17 protein-coding genes are annotated in these 16,673 nt (G+C 71.6%); 11 read left to right on the top strand and 6 right to left on the bottom strand.

From position 1 onward, the window contains the following. Window positions 1-16 precede the first annotated feature (16 nt). The 3 genes from AB0959_RS41775 to AB0959_RS41765 all read right to left on the bottom strand — a co-directional run bounded on the left by AB0959_RS41775 (window position 17) and on the right by AB0959_RS41765 (window position 3,163). Window positions 17-1,369, bottom strand: a complete 1,353-nt coding sequence (locus tag AB0959_RS41775; protein WP_366832066.1) for an MFS transporter — start codon at window positions 1,367-1,369, stop codon at window positions 17-19. Window positions 1,370-1,544: 175 nt separating this feature from the next. Further along, the gene (locus AB0959_RS41770) at window positions 1,545-2,300 is read right to left on the bottom strand and encodes a dienelactone hydrolase family protein (protein ID WP_366832108.1); all 756 of its coding nucleotides are present in this window, start codon (window positions 2,298-2,300) and stop codon (window positions 1,545-1,547) included. A 107-nt stretch (window positions 2,301-2,407) separates the two neighbouring features. Next, window positions 2,408-3,163, bottom strand: a complete 756-nt coding sequence (locus tag AB0959_RS41765) for an NAD(P)-binding domain-containing protein (protein WP_366832065.1) — start codon at window positions 3,161-3,163, stop codon at window positions 2,408-2,410. 96 nt (window positions 3,164-3,259) lie between these two features. On the opposite strand from AB0959_RS41765, the gene AB0959_RS41760 reads away from it, so the two are divergent. The 3 genes from AB0959_RS41760 to AB0959_RS41750 all read left to right on the top strand — a co-directional run bounded on the left by AB0959_RS41760 (window position 3,260) and on the right by AB0959_RS41750 (window position 5,799). Beyond that, entirely contained in the window at window positions 3,260-3,853 is a 594-nt protein-coding gene (locus tag AB0959_RS41760; protein ID WP_366832064.1) for a TetR/AcrR family transcriptional regulator, read from the top strand. 453 nt (window positions 3,854-4,306) lie between these two features. After that, window positions 4,307-5,239, top strand: coding sequence for a peptidoglycan-binding protein (locus AB0959_RS41755; protein WP_366832063.1), 933 nt, complete (start codon window positions 4,307-4,309; stop codon window positions 5,237-5,239). 329 nt (window positions 5,240-5,568) lie between these two features. Then, on the top strand, window positions 5,569-5,799 hold the full coding sequence (locus AB0959_RS41750) for a hypothetical protein (protein WP_366832062.1): 231 nt from the start codon (window positions 5,569-5,571) through the stop codon (window positions 5,797-5,799). 88 nt (window positions 5,800-5,887) lie between these two features. Here AB0959_RS41750 and AB0959_RS41745 read toward each other — a convergent pair whose 3' ends face one another. Next, complete coding sequence (locus AB0959_RS41745; protein ID WP_366832061.1) at window positions 5,888-6,553, bottom strand: helix-turn-helix domain-containing protein; 666 nt, start codon at window positions 6,551-6,553, stop codon at window positions 5,888-5,890. A 245-nt stretch (window positions 6,554-6,798) separates the two neighbouring features. Here AB0959_RS41745 and AB0959_RS41740 point away from each other — a divergent pair, with 245 nt between their 5' ends. From AB0959_RS41740 to AB0959_RS41705, 8 genes are all read left to right on the top strand, one after another. Next, on the top strand, window positions 6,799-7,545 hold the full coding sequence (locus AB0959_RS41740; RefSeq protein WP_366832060.1) for an SDR family NAD(P)-dependent oxidoreductase: 747 nt from the start codon (window positions 6,799-6,801) through the stop codon (window positions 7,543-7,545). Between the two features lie 37 nt (window positions 7,546-7,582). Continuing rightward, complete coding sequence (locus tag AB0959_RS41735) at window positions 7,583-7,801, top strand: hypothetical protein (RefSeq protein WP_366832059.1); 219 nt, start codon at window positions 7,583-7,585, stop codon at window positions 7,799-7,801. Continuing rightward, window positions 7,798-8,457 (top strand): DsbA family oxidoreductase, encoded by a 660-nt coding sequence (locus AB0959_RS41730; RefSeq protein ID WP_366832058.1) that lies wholly within the window; start codon window positions 7,798-7,800, stop codon window positions 8,455-8,457. Before AB0959_RS41735 ends, AB0959_RS41730 begins: the two co-directional genes overlap by 4 nt. A 163-nt stretch (window positions 8,458-8,620) precedes the next feature. Then, the gene (locus AB0959_RS41725; protein WP_366832057.1) at window positions 8,621-9,334 is read left to right on the top strand and encodes a FadR/GntR family transcriptional regulator; all 714 of its coding nucleotides are present in this window, start codon (window positions 8,621-8,623) and stop codon (window positions 9,332-9,334) included. A gap of 128 nt (window positions 9,335-9,462) precedes the next feature. Then, window positions 9,463-10,212 carry an aspartate/glutamate racemase family protein gene (locus AB0959_RS41720; protein WP_366832056.1) on the top strand — a complete coding sequence of 250 codons (750 nt, stop codon included), beginning with the start codon at window positions 9,463-9,465 and terminating at the stop codon, window positions 10,210-10,212. A gap of 120 nt (window positions 10,213-10,332) precedes the next feature. Beyond that, the gene (locus AB0959_RS41715; protein ID WP_366832055.1) at window positions 10,333-11,412 is read left to right on the top strand and encodes an isocitrate/isopropylmalate dehydrogenase family protein; all 1,080 of its coding nucleotides are present in this window, start codon (window positions 10,333-10,335) and stop codon (window positions 11,410-11,412) included. A gap of 343 nt (window positions 11,413-11,755) precedes the next feature. Next, window positions 11,756-14,074, top strand: coding sequence for a protein kinase (locus AB0959_RS41710; protein WP_366832054.1), 2,319 nt, complete (start codon window positions 11,756-11,758; stop codon window positions 14,072-14,074). A 30-nt stretch (window positions 14,075-14,104) separates the two neighbouring features. Beyond that, a complete protein-coding gene (locus AB0959_RS41705) occupies window positions 14,105-15,229 on the top strand; it encodes an ABC transporter permease (RefSeq protein ID WP_366832053.1) in 1,125 nt (374 codons plus the stop codon). Between the two features lie 60 nt (window positions 15,230-15,289). Here AB0959_RS41705 and AB0959_RS41700 read toward each other — a convergent pair whose 3' ends face one another. Both AB0959_RS41700 and AB0959_RS41695 read right to left on the bottom strand, forming a co-directional pair. After that, a complete protein-coding gene (locus AB0959_RS41700) occupies window positions 15,290-16,051 on the bottom strand; it encodes a hypothetical protein (protein ID WP_366832052.1) in 762 nt (253 codons plus the stop codon). A 125-nt stretch (window positions 16,052-16,176) separates the two neighbouring features. Then, the gene (locus AB0959_RS41695; protein ID WP_366832051.1) at window positions 16,177-16,650 is read right to left on the bottom strand and encodes a carboxymuconolactone decarboxylase family protein; all 474 of its coding nucleotides are present in this window, start codon (window positions 16,648-16,650) and stop codon (window positions 16,177-16,179) included. Window positions 16,651-16,673 lie beyond the last annotated feature (23 nt).

Below are 16,673 nucleotides of genomic sequence, written 5' to 3'. Positions count from 1 at the left end.
TCGAAGCCACAGGCTCTCAGTCCCGAGCCGCGGCCGCCTCGCTCTCCAGGGGGGATCCGTCCGACGTCTCGCGCATCCGAATGTAGACGAGCAGCGAGATCAGGACACAGGCGGTGACGTAGTAGAAGTACCAGCTCTCGTGGCCGGCCTTCTTGAACCACAGGGCGACGTACTCCGCGGTCCCGCCGAACAGGGCCACGGTCAGCGCGTAGGGCAGGCCGACGCCCAGCGCCCGGATCGACGTCGGGAACAGCTCGGCCTTCACCACCGCGCTGATCGAGGTGTACAGGGAGCTGACGGCCAGCGGCCCGACCATGAGCAGGAACGCGTACACGGGATCGCTGGTGTGGGACAGCAGGGTCAGCGAGGGCACGGTCACGGCGGCGCCCAGCACCCCGAACGCGATCAGCATCGGCCGGCGCCCCACCCGGTCGGACAGCAGCCCCATGACGGGCTGGAGCAGCACGAACACGATCAGCGCGAAGAAGTTGATCCAGGCGGCCGTCGGCTTGGCGATGCCGCTGGTGTTGACCATGAACTTCTGCAGGTACGTGGTGTACGTGTAGAAGAACAGCGTGCCGCCCATGGTCAGCCCGACCACGACCAGGCACTGCCGGGGGTAGTTCAGCAGCAGTCGCAGGCTGCCCCGCGCCGGACCACCGCTCTTGTCCTCCGCGCCCTCGGCCGCCGCGCGCTCGAAGCTCTCCGACTCGTCCATGCCGCGCCGCAGCCACAGCACGACGATCGCCCCGGCCGCACCGACGACGAAGGCGATCCGCCAGCCCCACGCGTCCATCTGCGAGGCGCTGAGCACCTGCTGCAGGATGATCTGCAGGCCGAGCGCCGTGAGCTGGCCGGCGATGAGGGTGACGTACTGGAAGCTGGAGTAGTAGCCGCGACGTCCGGGTGTGGCCACCTCCGACATGTAGGTGGCCGAGGTCGAGTACTCACCGCCGACCGAGAGGCCCTGCAGCAGCCGCGCGAGCACCAGCAGCACCGGTGCGGCGACCCCGATCGAGCCGTACGACGGGGTGAGCGCCACGATCAGGGAACCGGCCGCCATGAGCGTCACCGACAGCGTCAGCGCCGCGCGCCGCCCGCGGCGATCGGCATAGCGGCCGAGCACCCAGCCGCCGATCGGCCGCATCAGGAAACCGACGGCGAACACCGCCGCGGTGTTGAGGAGTTGGGCGGTCTGGTTGCCGGAGGGGAAGAACGTGGCGGCGAAGTAGACGCTGAACGCGGTGTACGCGTACCAGTCGTACCACTCGATCAGGTTGCCGATCGATCCGCGCAAGATGTTGCTGACGACCCTGCGTTCGTCGCGGCGGGGCGGGTGCGCGCGCTCGGTCGTGGACTGTGTGGCCATCGGGACTCCCTTGTCACTTCCTTGTCTGCGGCCCAGGAGCACACAGAGTCAGGGGCAGGACAGGCCCGTTCAACAGCGGGAACCAAGACCTAACAGTCCCTTAGGGCTGAGGTGGGGCTGAGGTGGGGGTAGATCCTCCGACGGGCGGCCCGTACCGATGCCGGCCTCCTGACCGTCACAGCCGGCGGGCGAACAGGTCCAGCAGGGCCGCCCAGTGGCGTTCCGTCGCCTTCTCGCTGTACATCGCGGTGTCGGCCTGGGTGAAGCCGTGGTGGGCGCCGGCGTAGACCTCGCCGTGATGGCGGACGCCCGCGGCGGTGAGGGCAGCGTCGAGGCGGTCGATCTGCTCGGCGGGGTTCGTGGCGTCCTGGTCGGCGTGGCCGAAGTAGAGCTCCGCGGTGATCCGGTCCGCGAGCAGGTGGGGGCTGTCCGGCGCGTCGGTCGCCAGGTACGCGCCGTGGAAGCCGGCCGCGGCCGCGACCCGGTCCGGGTGCGTGCCCGCGGTGCGCAGGGCCAGCCCGGCGCCCATGCAGTAACCGGTGGCCCCGGCCGGGCCGTCGGTCGTCAGCGGGGAGGCGGCCAGCCAGTCAAGGTAGGCGGCGGCGTCCCGCATCGCGCCCTCGGGGGTCAGGGTCCGCGCGGCCGGCCCCAGGCTCTGGATGATCTCCGGGCGCTCGGCCGGGTCGATGAACTCGGGCAGCTCCACCACGGGCGCGCGGCCGTAGCGGTAGAAGACGTTGGGCACGAGGACGACGTATCCGGCCGCCGCGAGGCGGTCCGCCATGGACTTCAGGTGGGGGCGCAGTCCGAAGGCGTCCATGTACAGCAGGACGGCGGGGTGCGGAGCCGGGGTCTCGGGGTGGGCGAGGTAGGCGTCGACGGTTCCGTCGGCGGTCGGGACGTCGACGGGCGACCCGTGCACGGCAGGGATGTTGGCAGGCGTGTTGGCAGGGGCGTTGGCAGACGTGTTGGCAGGGGCGTTGGCAGACGTGTTGGCAGGGGCGTTGGCAGACGTGTTGGCAGGTGTCATGGGAGCGCTCAGTCCTGGGAGAGGGTCATGGAAGCGGGACCCGCGGGGCGCCGTACGGCCCGGTCGGCCAGTTCCCTCACCCGGGCGGCGGCCACGGGGACACCCGGCGTCTCGAAGAACCAGCGCTGCGTCTGCTCCTGGCTCAGCCCCTCCGGCCGTTCGGCCAGGTAGGGCTGGACGTAGACCGGCGTGCCGGGCTCGACGCGCCAGCTGTCGGCGAGCGTGCCGATGTCGACGGCGTCGTACCCGAGGGTGTCCAGCAGCCGGGCCGCCTCCTCCTTGGCCGTCCGGTCGTCGCCGGCGATCGGCAGGGCGCTGCGGTCGGGGGCACCGGCCGGACGGGCACTCGTGGACAGCCGGCGGAAGTCGATGGTGTTGAACGCCTTCACCACCCGGGAGCCGGCCAGGTGGCGCTGGAGTAGTTCGCTGGAGGTCAGCCCGGCCTCGTCCAGGGCCCCGAGACGGCCGTCGCGCTCCGGGTAGTAGTTCATGGTGTCGATCACCGTCCTGCCGGTCAGTGCCTCGACCGGCAGCTGCGCGTAGCCCTTCAGCGGGATGGTCACCACCACGAGGTCGCCGGCCCGGGCGGCCTCCTCCGGCGTGGCGGCGCGGGCACGGTCGCCGAGACCTGCGACGAGGTCGGCGAGGGTCTCGGGGCCGCGGGAGTTACTGAGGACGACGTCCAGGCCGGCGGCCACCGCGAGACCGGCCAGCGCACCGCCGATCATGCCGCTGCCGATGAGCCCGAGCGTTCGAGTGGTCATGGTGTCCTCCCCTGTCTTTGGTGAAACTGAGTGTCAGGTTAGGCACCGAGTTCCACTCCTGCAAGTCAGGATCGGACAGGAAGGTACGATCGCGGGGTGAGCACAGCAGGCCGCACGAGCACCAGGGACATCGCACGGGCCGCCGTACGGGCCGAACTGAGCCAGGTGGCCTTCGAGTTGTTCCGCCGCGAGGGGTTCGAGAAGGTCACCGTCGACGACCTCGCCAAGGCCGCCGGCGTGTCGCGCAGCACCTTCCTGCGGTACTTCGGCACCAAGGAGGACGCCGTCCTCGGTGCCTTCGACGCCAAGGGCGAGCGGGTCGCCGACGCCCTGCGCGCCCGCCCCGCCGACGAGGACGACTGGACCGCGCTGCGACGCGCCCTGGACACGGCCATCGAGCCCTACCACCAGGACCCGGACGACTCCCTGGCCATGACCCGCCTGGTCCGGGACACCCCCGCACTGTGCGCACGGCAGTTGGAGAAGCAGCACGGCTGGCGCCCGGCCCTGGCCCGGGCCCTCGCCGAGCGCTCCGGGTCCGCCGAGCCCCCGGCCCTCGCCCACTGGGTCCGCGCGTCCGCGGCCCTGGACTGCCTCAACGTCGCCGTCGACCACTGGACCGACTCCGACGGCCGGCTCGACCTCGTCGCCCTCCTCGACGAGGCCTTCGCGGCGCTCGGGCCGCGCTGACCGGTTCGGGGCGCCCAACCTCCAACTCACACGCCCAACAGCCCGGCAAAGAACGATTGGTTGGCGCGACACGGCCGCCTAATCGGCCGTCACACAAGTCCGTCGCGTACTCTGCTCGCCCTGATGCCGTGTTCGGCGAAGCCCTTCGCCCCCCAGCGTCGCCCAGGAGGGCCCACCCGGTGAACTTACGGCACGGACACGAGATGCGGTGCGGAGAGCTCGGCCTCGTCTGAGCGCTGAAGGGCGTCAAGCGCCGAAGGGCGACGTCGCTCTCGAAGGGCACTGGTCCCCCCCTCCCGGTCAGCGGTGCCGCACGGCCGTTCGGCCATCCCGGCCATCCCGGCCATCCGCCTCGGCCATGGGCCACTTCGTACATGCCGCACCTCGATCGTCACCTCGAACATCACCCGCCTCGCCGAACGGACGAGGCCACACTCACCTCAGGAGTCTGTGATGAGCACGAAGACGGGACCCCAGCGCTACCCCGGTGCGAGCCGGGCCAACTGGTACCAGGACGACTTCGGCGGTGACCCGATGCAGGTCAACGTCGTCGTCCTGCACACCACCGAGGGCTACACGCTGCCCGGCTACGACGGTGGCTCAACCGCCCCGAACCTGACGGCGGTTCCCGATCTCGCCGCCAAGAAGCTGAAGTGGTACCAGCACTTCGACATAGAGACCTCCTCCAGAGCGCTGGTCAACCTGCCGGGCGGCGTCGAGACGAACACCATGAACGTGTGCCAGGTCGAGCTGGCCGGCACCTGCGACCCGAAGTCGCACGCGAAGTGGAAGGCCGCGGGCCACGCGCACGTCTACTGGCCGGACGCGCCGGACTGGGCGCTGCAGGGCGTCGCCCGCTTCCTGGCCTGGATGCACGAGGAACACGGCGTGCCGCTGTCCGGCCCGAAGTCGTGGCCCGCGTACCCCACGTCGTACGGGAACGGCGGCGGCCAGCGGATGACGGGCACGCAGTGGACGGACTTCAAGGGAGTCTGCGGCCACACGCACGTGCCCGAGAACGTCCACGGCGACCCCGGCGCGATCGACTTCGCCAGGATCATCAAGTACGCGAAGACCGAGCTGGACGTGGGCGACGACGACACCACGGCGACGAGCACGCCCGCCAAGCCGAACACCAAGCCGAAGATCCCCGCGTTCCCGGGCCGCAAGTACTTCGTGGCGGGGGCCTCGAACGCGTACGTCCTGCAGCTCGGCAAGCAGCTGGTGGAGCGCGGCTTCGGCGACCACTACAAGGTCGGCCCGAGCAGGAGCTGGGGCGAGGCGGACCGGCTGAACGTGCGGGACTTCCAGAAGTCGCGCAAGGAACTGCGCGGCGACGCCGACGGCAGCCCCGGACCGCTGACCTGGCGCCTGCTGTTCTCCTGACGTGACGAGCGGGCCGATCCTCCGTCGGATTCAGGTTCGCCGTCGGGTTCAGGTTCGCCGTCGGGTTCAGGTTCGCCGTCGGGTTCAGGTTCGCCGTCGGGTTCAGGTTCGCCGTCGACTCCGGGACACACCACTTCACGGCCGCCTGGCCTGACGGTCCTCCGGGCCCGTGGACGGACACGGGCCCGGGTACGGCCGACGCGGACGGCGGACGGCGGACGGCGGACGGCGCACGGCGGACGGCGGACGACGCACGGCGGATCACGGCGATTCGCCCGATAGGCCTCTCTCGGCGCGCACTTGGCGACAAAGCCGTGCACGGTGACTTCATGAACAACACGCAGATAACACCCAAGAAGTCCCTTTCCCGACGACTCGCGGTCACTGCCGCCCTGGCTCTCGCTCTCGCGGCAGCCCCGGCAGCGGCGGCCTCCGCCGCGGCACCCACCCCTCACACCGCCACGAAGGCTGCGGCCGCACCCTCAGGCCCTGCCGGCGGCGACCACGACCACGACGGCGGCGGCCAGAAGGCCTGCCTCCTCGTCCTCATCTGCGGTTAGCCCACAGCATCACCCCGCGGGAAGGACCGCCCCACACCCACAGGGGACCGCTTCCGCCGCCTTTCGGGCAGCGGAAGCGGTCCCCCTCTTACGGCGAGCCGGTGAAGTTGCCCATGACCTCGTAGAGCTGCTGCGGGGTCAGCGGGGCGGCGGGGAGCGGGTGGGCGGCTTCGGTGCGCAGGCCGTCGAGGGTGAAGGCGACACCTCGGCGCCAGGCGTCGGGCGCCGTGTCCCTGACGGCCCGGGAGAGCAGGGCGTTGGCCCCGAGGATGAACACCAGGTCCTCCCGGGTGAAGTCGGGCCGCAGGGCGCCGGCCTGCTGGGCTCGCTCGATGATGCGCGAGGCGACGGCGCGGGTCCCCTCACAGACGGCCATCAGGCGCGCGGCGTCCGGGTAGCGGCCGGTGACCACGTCGCTGATCGCGGGATCGGTGATCTGCAGTTCGCAGAGCTTCTCGACGTAGTACGCGAATCCGCCCCAGGCGTCTTCATGGGCCAGGGCCCGCTCGGCGACCTGTTCGAGCCGGTCGGCGGCCAGGTCGGCGACCACCTCGTCGATGAGCGCCTCGCGGGTGCCGAAGAGGTTGTACAGGGTGCCGTGGCTCACACCGGCCCGGCGGGCGATCTCCTTCAGGGGCGCCTGGAGGCCGCGCTCACGGAAGAGCTCGGCTGCTGCCGTTCGCAGCTTCTCCGCGTTGCGTCGCGCGTCGGCCCGCATCCGGCGTCCCTCCTCGTCGTGCGTTCGGCGTCCCATGGTCGCATCCCTCGATCCGACATCGATCCGACATCGATCCGACGTCGGCCCCACGTCGGTCCCACGCCCGTCCCACGCCCGTCCCACGCCCGTCCCACGTCGGTCCCACGTCGGTCCCACGTCGGTCCCACGTCCGTCCCACGTCGGTCCGGACATCTTGACCCATGGGTCAAGTTATGTGTTACGGTCGGCCGCGAAGAACTTGACCCATAGGTCAAGATAACTCCACGGCGAGGAGAAGTTCCATGTCCAAAGTGATCGCCGTCTTCGGCGCCGGTACCGGGCTCGGCGTGTCCGTCGCACGTCGCTTCGGCCAGGAGGGCTTCCGTGTCGCCCTGGTGGCCCGCCGCAAGGACCGGCTCGACTCCCTGGTGGCGCGGTTGGAGGGCGAGGGCATCGAGGCCGCCGCCTTCTCCGCCGACCTGTCCGACCCCGCGGGGGTTCCCGCGCTGGTGGACGCCATCCGGGACCGCTTCGGCCGGATCGACGTCGTGGAGTACGGGCCGATCGGCGGCGACGTGTCCTTCACTCCCGCCGCCCGGCTGGACGCGGCCACTCTTGAAGACCTCTCCCGGCTGCTCCTGCTCACCCCGGTGGAGGTGTTCCGCGCCGTACTTCCGGAGATGACCGAACGCGGTGACGGCGCCGTCCTGATGACCACCGGCTACACGGCGGTGCAGCCGATGCCCCACCTCAGCGGCCCGGGCCCGGTGATGTCGGCCGCCCGCAACTACCTGTACTCCCTCAACGGCGAACTCGCCGGCACCGGCGTCTACGCCGGCACCCTCACCATCGGCGCGATGATCACCGGCAGCGAGGCGGCCGAGGCATCCGCCTCCGCCGAGCCCGACGACAGGCTCACCGGCGCGGAGTTCCCCGTCGTCGACCCGGCCGAACTCGCCGAGCACTACTGGGACATGTACACCAGGCGTGACCGCGTCGAGCAGGCCCACCCCGTGGCGCCGACCCCGCCGGTGGGCACCGCCGCTTGACGCCCTCTCCTGCCCGAGGGCAGGTTCCCTGTCTTTGATGATTGGACTTCTCATGCCCGACCACCCGCTCCCGGACGGCACGGCGGGAAAGCCCGCCGAGACGATCCCCGGCTCACCGGCCACCGCGGCCGACGCCTCTGCGCGCGACACCTCCGCGGCCGACACCTCCGCGGGCACGGACGAACCCGCACCTCTTCTCACGGTCCTCGGCTCGGACGACGCGGCCGTCTGCACGGACGGGGTGTGTGCCCTGTGAGCGCGCTGCGCGTCGACGTCTGGTCCGACGTCGTCTGCCCCTGGTGCTACATCGGCAAGCGGCGCCTGGAAACGGCGCTCGACCGGTTCGAGCACGCCGACGAGGTCGAGATCCACTGGCACAGCTTCCAGCTCGACCCGTCCCACCCGAAGGGCCGGCGGCGACCGGTCTTCGAGACGCTGGCGGAGAAGACGGGGGCGCCGGTCGCGCAGGTCAGGGCGATGACCCGTCAGGTCACCGAACTCGCCGCCGCCGAGGGGCTGACGTACGACCTGGAGCGGGCCGTCTCCGTCAACACGGTCGACGCCCACCGCCTGAGCCACCTGGCCGCGGCACACGGCCTGGGCGACCGGATGCACGAACGGCTGCTGCGCGCCCACCTGGGCGAGGGCGAGATCGTCGACGACCCCGGCACCCTGGTGCGGCTCGGCGCCGAGGTCGGCGTCCCCGAGGACGAGATACGGCGGATGCTCGACGGCGACACGTACGCGGACGCCGTACAGGCCGACATCCGCGAGGCTCGCCGCTACGGCGCCACCGGCGTGCCGTACTTCGTCCTCAACCGCGCCTACGGTGTCTCCGGCGCCCAGCCCGCCGACACCTTCCTCTCCGCGCTGCGCACCGCCCACGCGGACGCCGCCCCGGCCAACCGCTGAGCCCCGGGCGCTCGCGGCGCCCGGGAGTCGGCCGACCGGTCGGGGTGGCCCACCGGGACGGCTCCTCACTGATGAACCGGTTTACCGGAATTCCGGTAGGTAACTAGAATCTGGCCATCGCGTCAATGCCGAAGTTGCCGAAGTTGCCGAAGTGAGGAATGCGATGGCCGAACTCGCCAGGATCAGGGTCGAGCCGCGGGAGCCGCTGGCAGCCGAGGTCTCTCGTCGCCTGATCGACTACCTGATGTCCGGCGAGGTCCAGCCCGGCGACCGCATCCCCTCCGAGCGGCAGCTGACCGAGATGCTCGGGGTGAACCGGCCCACCGTGCGCGAGGCGATCAAGTCGCTCGGCTTCCTGGGCCTGCTGGAGATCCGGCAGTCCAGCGGGACGTACTTCCGCGGCGCCGACTCCGACATCCTGTACCGGCTGTTCGAGCTCGGCCTGCTCCTGGGGGAGCGGCGCGCCCGTGACATGGTCCAGGCACGTGCCGAACTGGAGGTGGTAGTCGCCGGCCTCGCCGCGCAGGCGCGGGACGAGGCGGGTGTCGAGCTGCTGCGCGCCCGGCTGACCGCCATGCGGGAGTGCCCGGACGAGGAGTTCCCCGAGGCCGACACCGCCTTCCACGCGGCGCTCGGGGAGCTGGCCGGCAACACGGCGCTGCGGGACATGCTCAAGGGCGTTCGGACGATGATCCAGCGCGGCTGGGTGCGGCGCACCGGGGCCGTCCGGTCCCGCGAGGTGGCCTACGCCGACCACGTACCGATCTTCGAGGCGGTCGCGCAGGGGGATGCCGAGGCGGCCCGTGCGGCGATGACCCGGCACATGGAGGGCGCGTCCCGGCGGCTGATGGAGGCCCTGGAGCAGCGCGACGCATAGCCCCCGGCACTCCCTCGCACCCCGCTCCGGGCCGTCGGCCGCTACGCCGACGGCCCTCTTCTCGTCCTCGGGTGAACGCATGAGATGAACCGGTTGACCGGTTGTCCGGGCGGCTCTACAGTGACGCCGTGCCCGGACCCCGCCCGCTGATCGCCCTGATCCACGCCGTACCGACCGGAGCCCGCGTCGCTCAGGAGGCGTTCGCGCGGGAGTTCCCGCAGGCCGTCCCGTGGAACGTGCTGGACGACCGTCTCCTGGACGACGCCCTCCACTCCGAGGGCCTCACCGACGTGCTGCGCAGGCGCATGCTCCGCCTGATCGCCCACGTGATGGACGGCGGCGCTCAGGGCGTACTGCTGACCTGCTCCTCGTACGGGGAGGTGGTGGACACCGCCCGCACCCTGTGGAACGTGCCCGTCCTGAAGTCCGACGAGGCCATGTTCCAGGACGCGCTGTCCGGCCCGTTCCGGCGTATCGCCGTCGTCGCCTCCACTCCCCCGGCCGTACCGGCCGCCGTCGCCCAGCTCGAAGCACTCGTCACGACGGCCCGGCCGGACCGCCCGGTCGACATCGTGACCGCGCTGAGCGAGGACGCGGCCTGCAGGGACGGGGTGGACGGCGCGGACGGCGCGGACGATCCCGAGGCGACCGCACGCCACCTGGCCGGCGCCCTGGCCGAGGCACTGGACGCCGCCGGGGCCGGTGACGCCGACGCGGTGCTGCTGGCCCAGTACTCCCTCACCCCGGCCCGCGACGCCCTGGAGGCCCTGGTGGGCGTGCCCGTCCTGGACGGAGCCGGCGCCGCCGCCCGTCAGCTCCGCGGCCTGCTCACCTCCGAGGCGGGCCGGACGACCCGTACGGCGGCGGTCGCGCCGTGACCGCCGCCCGGTCCTGGACCGCCCTCACCTGTGCCGCCGCCCTGCCCTGACCCACCGTTCGTTCTCCGCGTTCTCCGCGTTCTCCGCGTTCTCCGCGTTCTCCAGAGAGGAACCCGCACCATGAGCACCACGACGTACCGCCTCGGCGTCCTGGAGGGCGACGGCATCGGCCCCGAGATCGTCCCCGCCTCCGTCGAGATCGCCACCGCCGCCGCCCGGGCCGCGGGCGTCTCCCTCGAATGGGTCACCCTCCCCCTGGGCGCCTCCGCCATCGAGACCCACGGCACCCCGGTGCCGGACGAGACCCAGCAGGCACTGGCCGGTCTGGACGGCTGGTTCCTCGGCCCGCACGACTCCGTGAGCTACCCCGAGCCGCACAGGTCGGCGCTCAACCCGTCGGGCACCCTGCGCAAGCACTTCCAGCTCTTCGCCAACATCCGCCCGGCCAAGAGCTTCCCCGGCGCCAAGGCCGTCTGCGACAGCGCCGACCTGGTCATCGTGCGCGAGAACACCGAGGGCTTCTACGCCGACCGCAACACCGTCGCCGGAACCGGCGAGTTCAGCCCCGTCGAGGGCGTCGCCATCGCGATGGGCATCATCACCCGCGCCGCCACCGAGCGCGTCGCCCGTGTCGCCTTCGACCTGGCCCGCTCGCGCCGCAAGAAGCTCACCATCGTCCACAAGGCGAACGTGCTGAAGCTGACCACGGGGCTCTTCCGCACGGTGTGCCAGGAGGTCGCCCAGGAGTACCCGGACGTGACGGTCGACGACTTCCACATCGACGCCATGACCGTCCATCTGGTGCGCCGCGCCCAGGACTTCGACGTCATCGTCACCGAGAACATGTTCGGCGACATCCTCTCCGACCTCGCCGGCGAGATCAGCGGCTCGCTGGGCACCGCCCCCTCCATCAACGCCTCCGCCGACACCGCCATGGCCCAGGCCTCGCACGGCTCCGCGCCCGACATCGCCGGGCAGAACACCGCCAACCCGGTCGCCATGATCCTCTCCGGCGCGATGCTGCTGCAGTGGCTCGGGGCCAGGCACGGCGACCCGGCCCTGGTCTCCGCCGCGCAGATCATCGAGAGGGGTGTGGCCGACACGATCGCCGCCGGCACCTCCACCCGCGACCTCGGCGGCGGCGCCTCCACCACCGAGTTCACCGCCGCGGTCATCAAGACCGTCGCCGGCCGGAGCTGACGCCGGCTGCCCCGGGGCGGACGCCATCGCCGCCCGCCCCGGGCCCCCGTGCCACCGGTCCCGCACCACCGGCACGCCCGTCCCGCCGCGCCACCGGCCCCGCGATCGGGCCCGCCCCTCGAGATCGGCTCCCCCTCGCGCCCCTCACACCCGAACAGGCCGCCCATACTGACGCCACCGTCCTCCTCCTGACGGCCGGACAGGGAGGCCAGTCGAAGACCGGCTCGCCCCGCTGCCGAGCCGGGCCGGTCGTATCAGGCGCCCCACGTGGCACACGGCAGCCTTTAGGGTGATGCCCTGAACCGGCCTTCGAGGCGTGGGAATGGGGAAAGGTGTCCGGCGGATGTCGCTGAGCCCCGAGGATGCGGAGTCCATTGGGTCGATCGGCGGCTACGTGCTCGTCGACCGGCTCGGCAGCGGGGGCATGGGGGTCGTCCACCTGGGGCGGGCCGCGTCGGGGCGGCAGGTCGCGGTCAAGGTCATCCACGCCCAGTACGCGCAGGACGAGGAGTTCCGGGCCCGTTTCCGGCAGGAGGTGACGGCGGCCCGCCGGGTGAGCGGGGCGTTCACGGCGCCGGTCGTGGACGCCGACCCGGACGCCGAACAGCCGTGGATGGCCACGCTGTACGTGCCCGGCCGCACGCTCTCGGAGACGGTGGCCAAGGAAGGGCCGTTGGGCGGGCGGGAGTTGCGCACGCTGGCGCTGGGGCTCGTCGAGGCGTTGCGGGACATCCACCAGGCCGGCCTGGTGCACCGGGACCTGAAGCCGAGCAACGTGCTGATGGCCGAGGACGGGCCGCGCGTCATCGACTTCGGCATCTCCCGCGCCGCCGACAACCAGGCCCTCACCGTGACCGGACGGCTGATCGGCACCCCGCCCTTCATGTCCCCGGAGCAGTTCGCCACACCCAAGGACGTCACCGCCGCCTCGGACGTGTTCTCGCTCGGCTCGCTGCTGGTGTTCGCGGCCACCGGCAACCGTCCCTTCGACGCCGACAGCCCGTACATGACGGGCTACCAGGTCATGCACGAGGCACCCGCCCTGGACGGAGTCGGGGAGCCGTTGCTGAGCATCGTCCAGCGGTGCCTGGACAAGGATCCGGCCGCCCGGCCAGACCCCGCCGAACTACACCGCATCCTGCAGACGTTGCCGGACTCCGCGGAAGCCACCGCCACCGTCGAGACCCGCGGCCAAGGTTCCCGCCCTCGTCCCGCACCACCGGGCGCGAGCCCCACCCGGATGATGGGCGAGGCCCCGGGAACCGACACCGGCACGGGAACCGGCACCGGCACGGGAACCGGCACGGGAACCGGCACCGGCACGGGAACCGACACCGGCACCGAAAGCGGCCGTCGGAGCCGCGGGCGGCGGATCGTGATCAGCCTTGCCGCGGCCCTGGCCGTCACCGGGCTGAGCGTCACGACGATGCACTTCATGTCGCGTTCGGACACCACCGCGCGGACACCGACGGATTCCGCGTCCTCCACCGCCACCGGCCCGCGCGCCGCGGCGCTGCCCGCCGGCTGGAAGCCCTGGCGGACGGACCTGACCCGCGACTCGGGTGGCGTCGACCCGATCTCCTACGCGGAATCCGGGTGCGTGCCGGGCGGAAAGAAGGCCGTGTACTGCGCCGGAACGGGCTTCACGGTCACCAAGGTCGACGCCGCCTCCGGCCGCACCGTGTGGCGGTACGGCACCAATCCGCAGGAAGCGCGGCCCGTCGGTGTCCGGGACGGGCTCGTCTACGTCTACTCCCTGCCGGACGACGCGGCCGCGGGCAACAGGGTCAGGAAGCTGGTGGCCCTGGACGCGGACAACGGGAAACAGCGGTGGGCCCGCCGGATCGGCGACAACGACGCGCAGGCGCAACCGTTCAGCGGCGGAGTGCTGACGACGTCGGTCTCCGGGACACGGTTCGTCGCCTACGGGCCGGCGGGCAGGGAGCTGTGGACCGCCTCGGCGACCGCGTCGGACGGGAAGACCTGCGAACCGCTGGCCATGGGCGACGCCCTGTACGGCCTGTGCTCGTCGGGCGAGGACCCCAACGGGGTACCCATGACCCTGCTGCGGCTCGACGCGTCGAACGGCACCCGCAGCGAGGTCGCGACCCTGCCGCCGACGTCGGAACCGCTCGGTGTCGTCGGTGGACAGCTCCTCTTCACCGCCGTCCAGGACCCGAACAAGGTGGCGCAGTCCGTCGGCGACTGGTCGTACGCGGCGCTGGTGCGCGTGAACCCGGGCAGCGGCGCCGTCAAGCGCCTGCCGCTGACGGAACCGACGCGCGGCGCCGCCGCCCTGGTGGACGGCGCCGTCTACGTCGTACAGCAGGACGGAGTGGTCACCGCGCTGTCGGCGACCTCCGGCAAGCAGCAGTGGCGCAGGCCGACGGAGCTGGAGGACCTGTCCGTACCGGTGTTCTCCGCGCCGTACGGGGAGCTCTACTTCGCCAACCACTTCGGCCGCCTGCTGGCACTGGACCGTGACACCGGAGCGGAGCAGTGGCGTACGGCCGCGATGGAGCACCTGGGGGACGCGGCGGGCGAGAACACACCGAGCCTGCTGCTCGCCAAGGACGCGATCGTGGCGGTGGCGGGCGACACGGTGTTCTCCGTACGTCCGGACCGCCCCATGGCCCGGTCGTCGCCGGCCGCCGGAAGCTGACCACCGCCGCGTTCACGCACCCATGGGACCATGAGCCCCGTGAACGACCTTTCCAGCCCATCACCGGAAAAATCCCCCACCGGTAACGCCGCCAAGTCCCCTGGCTTTGTCGCCGAGTTGAAGGACGCTGTCACGTTCCGGGCGTTCGGACTCGTGCTCGCCGGTCTGTTCGTGCAGCTCGCCTTCATCGTGTCGTACGTCGGAGCCTTCCACTCGCCCACGCCCCACGAGATCCCGGTCGCGGTGGTCGCTCCCCAGCAGGTGTCCGCGAGGATCGTCGACCGGCTCAACTCTCTCGACGGCGACCCGGTCGAAGCCACGACCGCACCGAGCGCCGCCACCGCCCGGCAGTGGGTCCTCTCACGGCGGACGGACGTCGCCTTCCTCTTCGACGCGACCGGCACCAAGGACACCCTCGTTGTCGCCTCGGCGGGCGGGCCGTCGGTGTCGCAGACCGCCACGCAGATCGCCCAGAAGATCGAGACGGCACAGAAGCGGCAGATCACCGTCACCGACATCCGGCCCCCGAACTCCGGTGACGGACGCGGCATGACGTCCTTCTACCTCGTGCTGGGATGGGTGATCGGCGGCTACCTGACCGCGACGATCATGGGCATGGCGGCGGGGTCCCGGCCCGCCAGCCGGCAGCGCACCCTGATCCGGCTCGCCGCTCTCGTGCTGTACGCGGTCGTGTCGGGCATCGCCGGAGCGATCGTCGTGGGGCCCGTGTTCGACGCGCTCGGCGGGCACTTCTGGGCCCTGAGCGGTATCGGTGCTCTCATCGTCCTCGCCTCGGCGGCGACCGCGCTCGCCCTGCAGACCCTGCTCGGTCTCCTGGGCACCGGCCTGGTCATCCTGATCTTCGTGGTCCTGGGCAACCCGAGCTCCGGCGGTGTCTACCCGGCGCCCCTGCTCCCGCCGTTCTGGAGCGCGATCGGCCAGGCCCTGCCACCGGGGGCGGGCACCACCCTCGTCCGCAACACCGTGTACTTCTCGGGCCACGACACCGCGTCGGCCCTCTGGGTACTCGGCGCCTACGCGGCGGGGGGTGCCGTACTCGCCTGGGCGGCCTCCTTGTGGCGCGAACACCGGCAGCCGGGCGGCGCGGCCGACGCGGACCCCGGCACGGCACCGCAACCGTCCCCTGCGACCTGATGCCCCCGCACGTCCGAGCGGACATCGCCGCGCTGGCGACGTTCCTCGCCTCCCGCCGGTTCAGCGGTTGCGCCGCACCTCCAGGCAGCTGACCTCCGGGGACGCGCCGTACGGATCGAAGACGGTCCTCGTGCCCGTTCCCGTGCCCGTGCCCGTGCCCGTGCCCGTGACGCTGCCGGAGAGGCACAGCTGTCCGCCCAGCAGCCGCAGGTCGAGGGTGAACTCCACGTTCTCACCCGAGCGTCGGGGGCCGTGGATCCGCTCCTCGATGTAGCCGAGGCCGCGCAGGACCTCGCCGACCTGGCGCGGCGTCGGGTCGGTCGTGTCCTTCAGGGCCTTCGTGATGCGGCGGGCGTGGATGCGGGCGTCGCACTTCTCCACGGAGCTCAGCGCCACCTCCTGCCTGGCGGCGTCGGGGTCCCGGGTTTCCTCGCTGGGCGGCTTGTCCGGGAGCGATGGCAGGGGCAGCGGAGTGGTGGGGGGCTCCTCGGTGTCCGTCTCCACGGGCGGTAACGGGATGTCCGGCAGGCACGGCTTGGCGAGGGAGGTCAGGAGCTCCATGTACGCGAAGAACTCGGGGCTGCCGTACTCGTCCTCGTCCTCCTCGGGGCCGCTACGGGTCTCCGCGGGGCGGGACGCCGCGGGCGAGCCGGCCTCGACCCGGTCGTCGTGTCCGGCCTTCGGGTCCCTGCCGCCCCCTCGCTCGGTGCCGCACGCGGTGAGGGCGAGCGCGCACAGCGCCGCCAGTGCCGCGCCACGCCGGACGAAGGAGGGGAGCAGGAGACGGATGAAAGGTGGTTTTTCCCTGGAAAGTCGCTTCATGTCCGCAGTGTGAGGGCGGGCCGCGCATCGGGCATGAGTACGGCTACTCAGGGCGGGGCCGTGCGTACTCATCACGCCCGGACTGCCGTGCCGCGTTGTGTGAGGCCGCGTTGCGTGACGCCGCGTCAGGCGAACTGGCCGGGCCGGTAGTCGCCCGCGGGGTGCTGGACCATGACGTTCAGCCGGTTGTAGGCGTTGATGACCGCGATGAGGCCCACCAAGGCGGCGAGTTGCTCCTCGTCGTAGTGCTTGGTGGCGTTCGCCCAGACCTCGTCCGGGACGCCACCGGCCGCGTCCGCGATACGGGTGCCCTGCTCCGTCAGCTCCAGGGCGGCACGCTCGGCGTCGGTGAACACCGTGGCCTCCCTCCAGGCCGCCACCAGATGGAGGCGCTGGGTCGTCTCACCGGCGGCCTCGGCGTCCTTGGTGTGCATGTCGGTGCAGAACCCGCAGCCGTTGATCTGACTGGCACGGATCTTCACCAACTCCTCCGTCGCGGCCGGCAGCGTCGAGTCCGAGATCACCTTGCCCGCCGAGTTGATGTACTTCAGGAACTTGCCCGCGACCGGGCTGCCGAAGAGGTTCAAGCGAGCGTCCATGAGGAACTCCAACGTCGTTGTGG

The sequence above is a fragment of the Streptomyces sp. NPDC046862 genome, from assembly GCF_040704615.1.
Taxonomy (GTDB): domain Bacteria; phylum Actinomycetota; class Actinomycetes; order Streptomycetales; family Streptomycetaceae; genus Streptomyces.
Note: the sequence above shows the minus strand (reverse complement) of the source record. Positions and strands in the feature narration are given on the sequence as shown.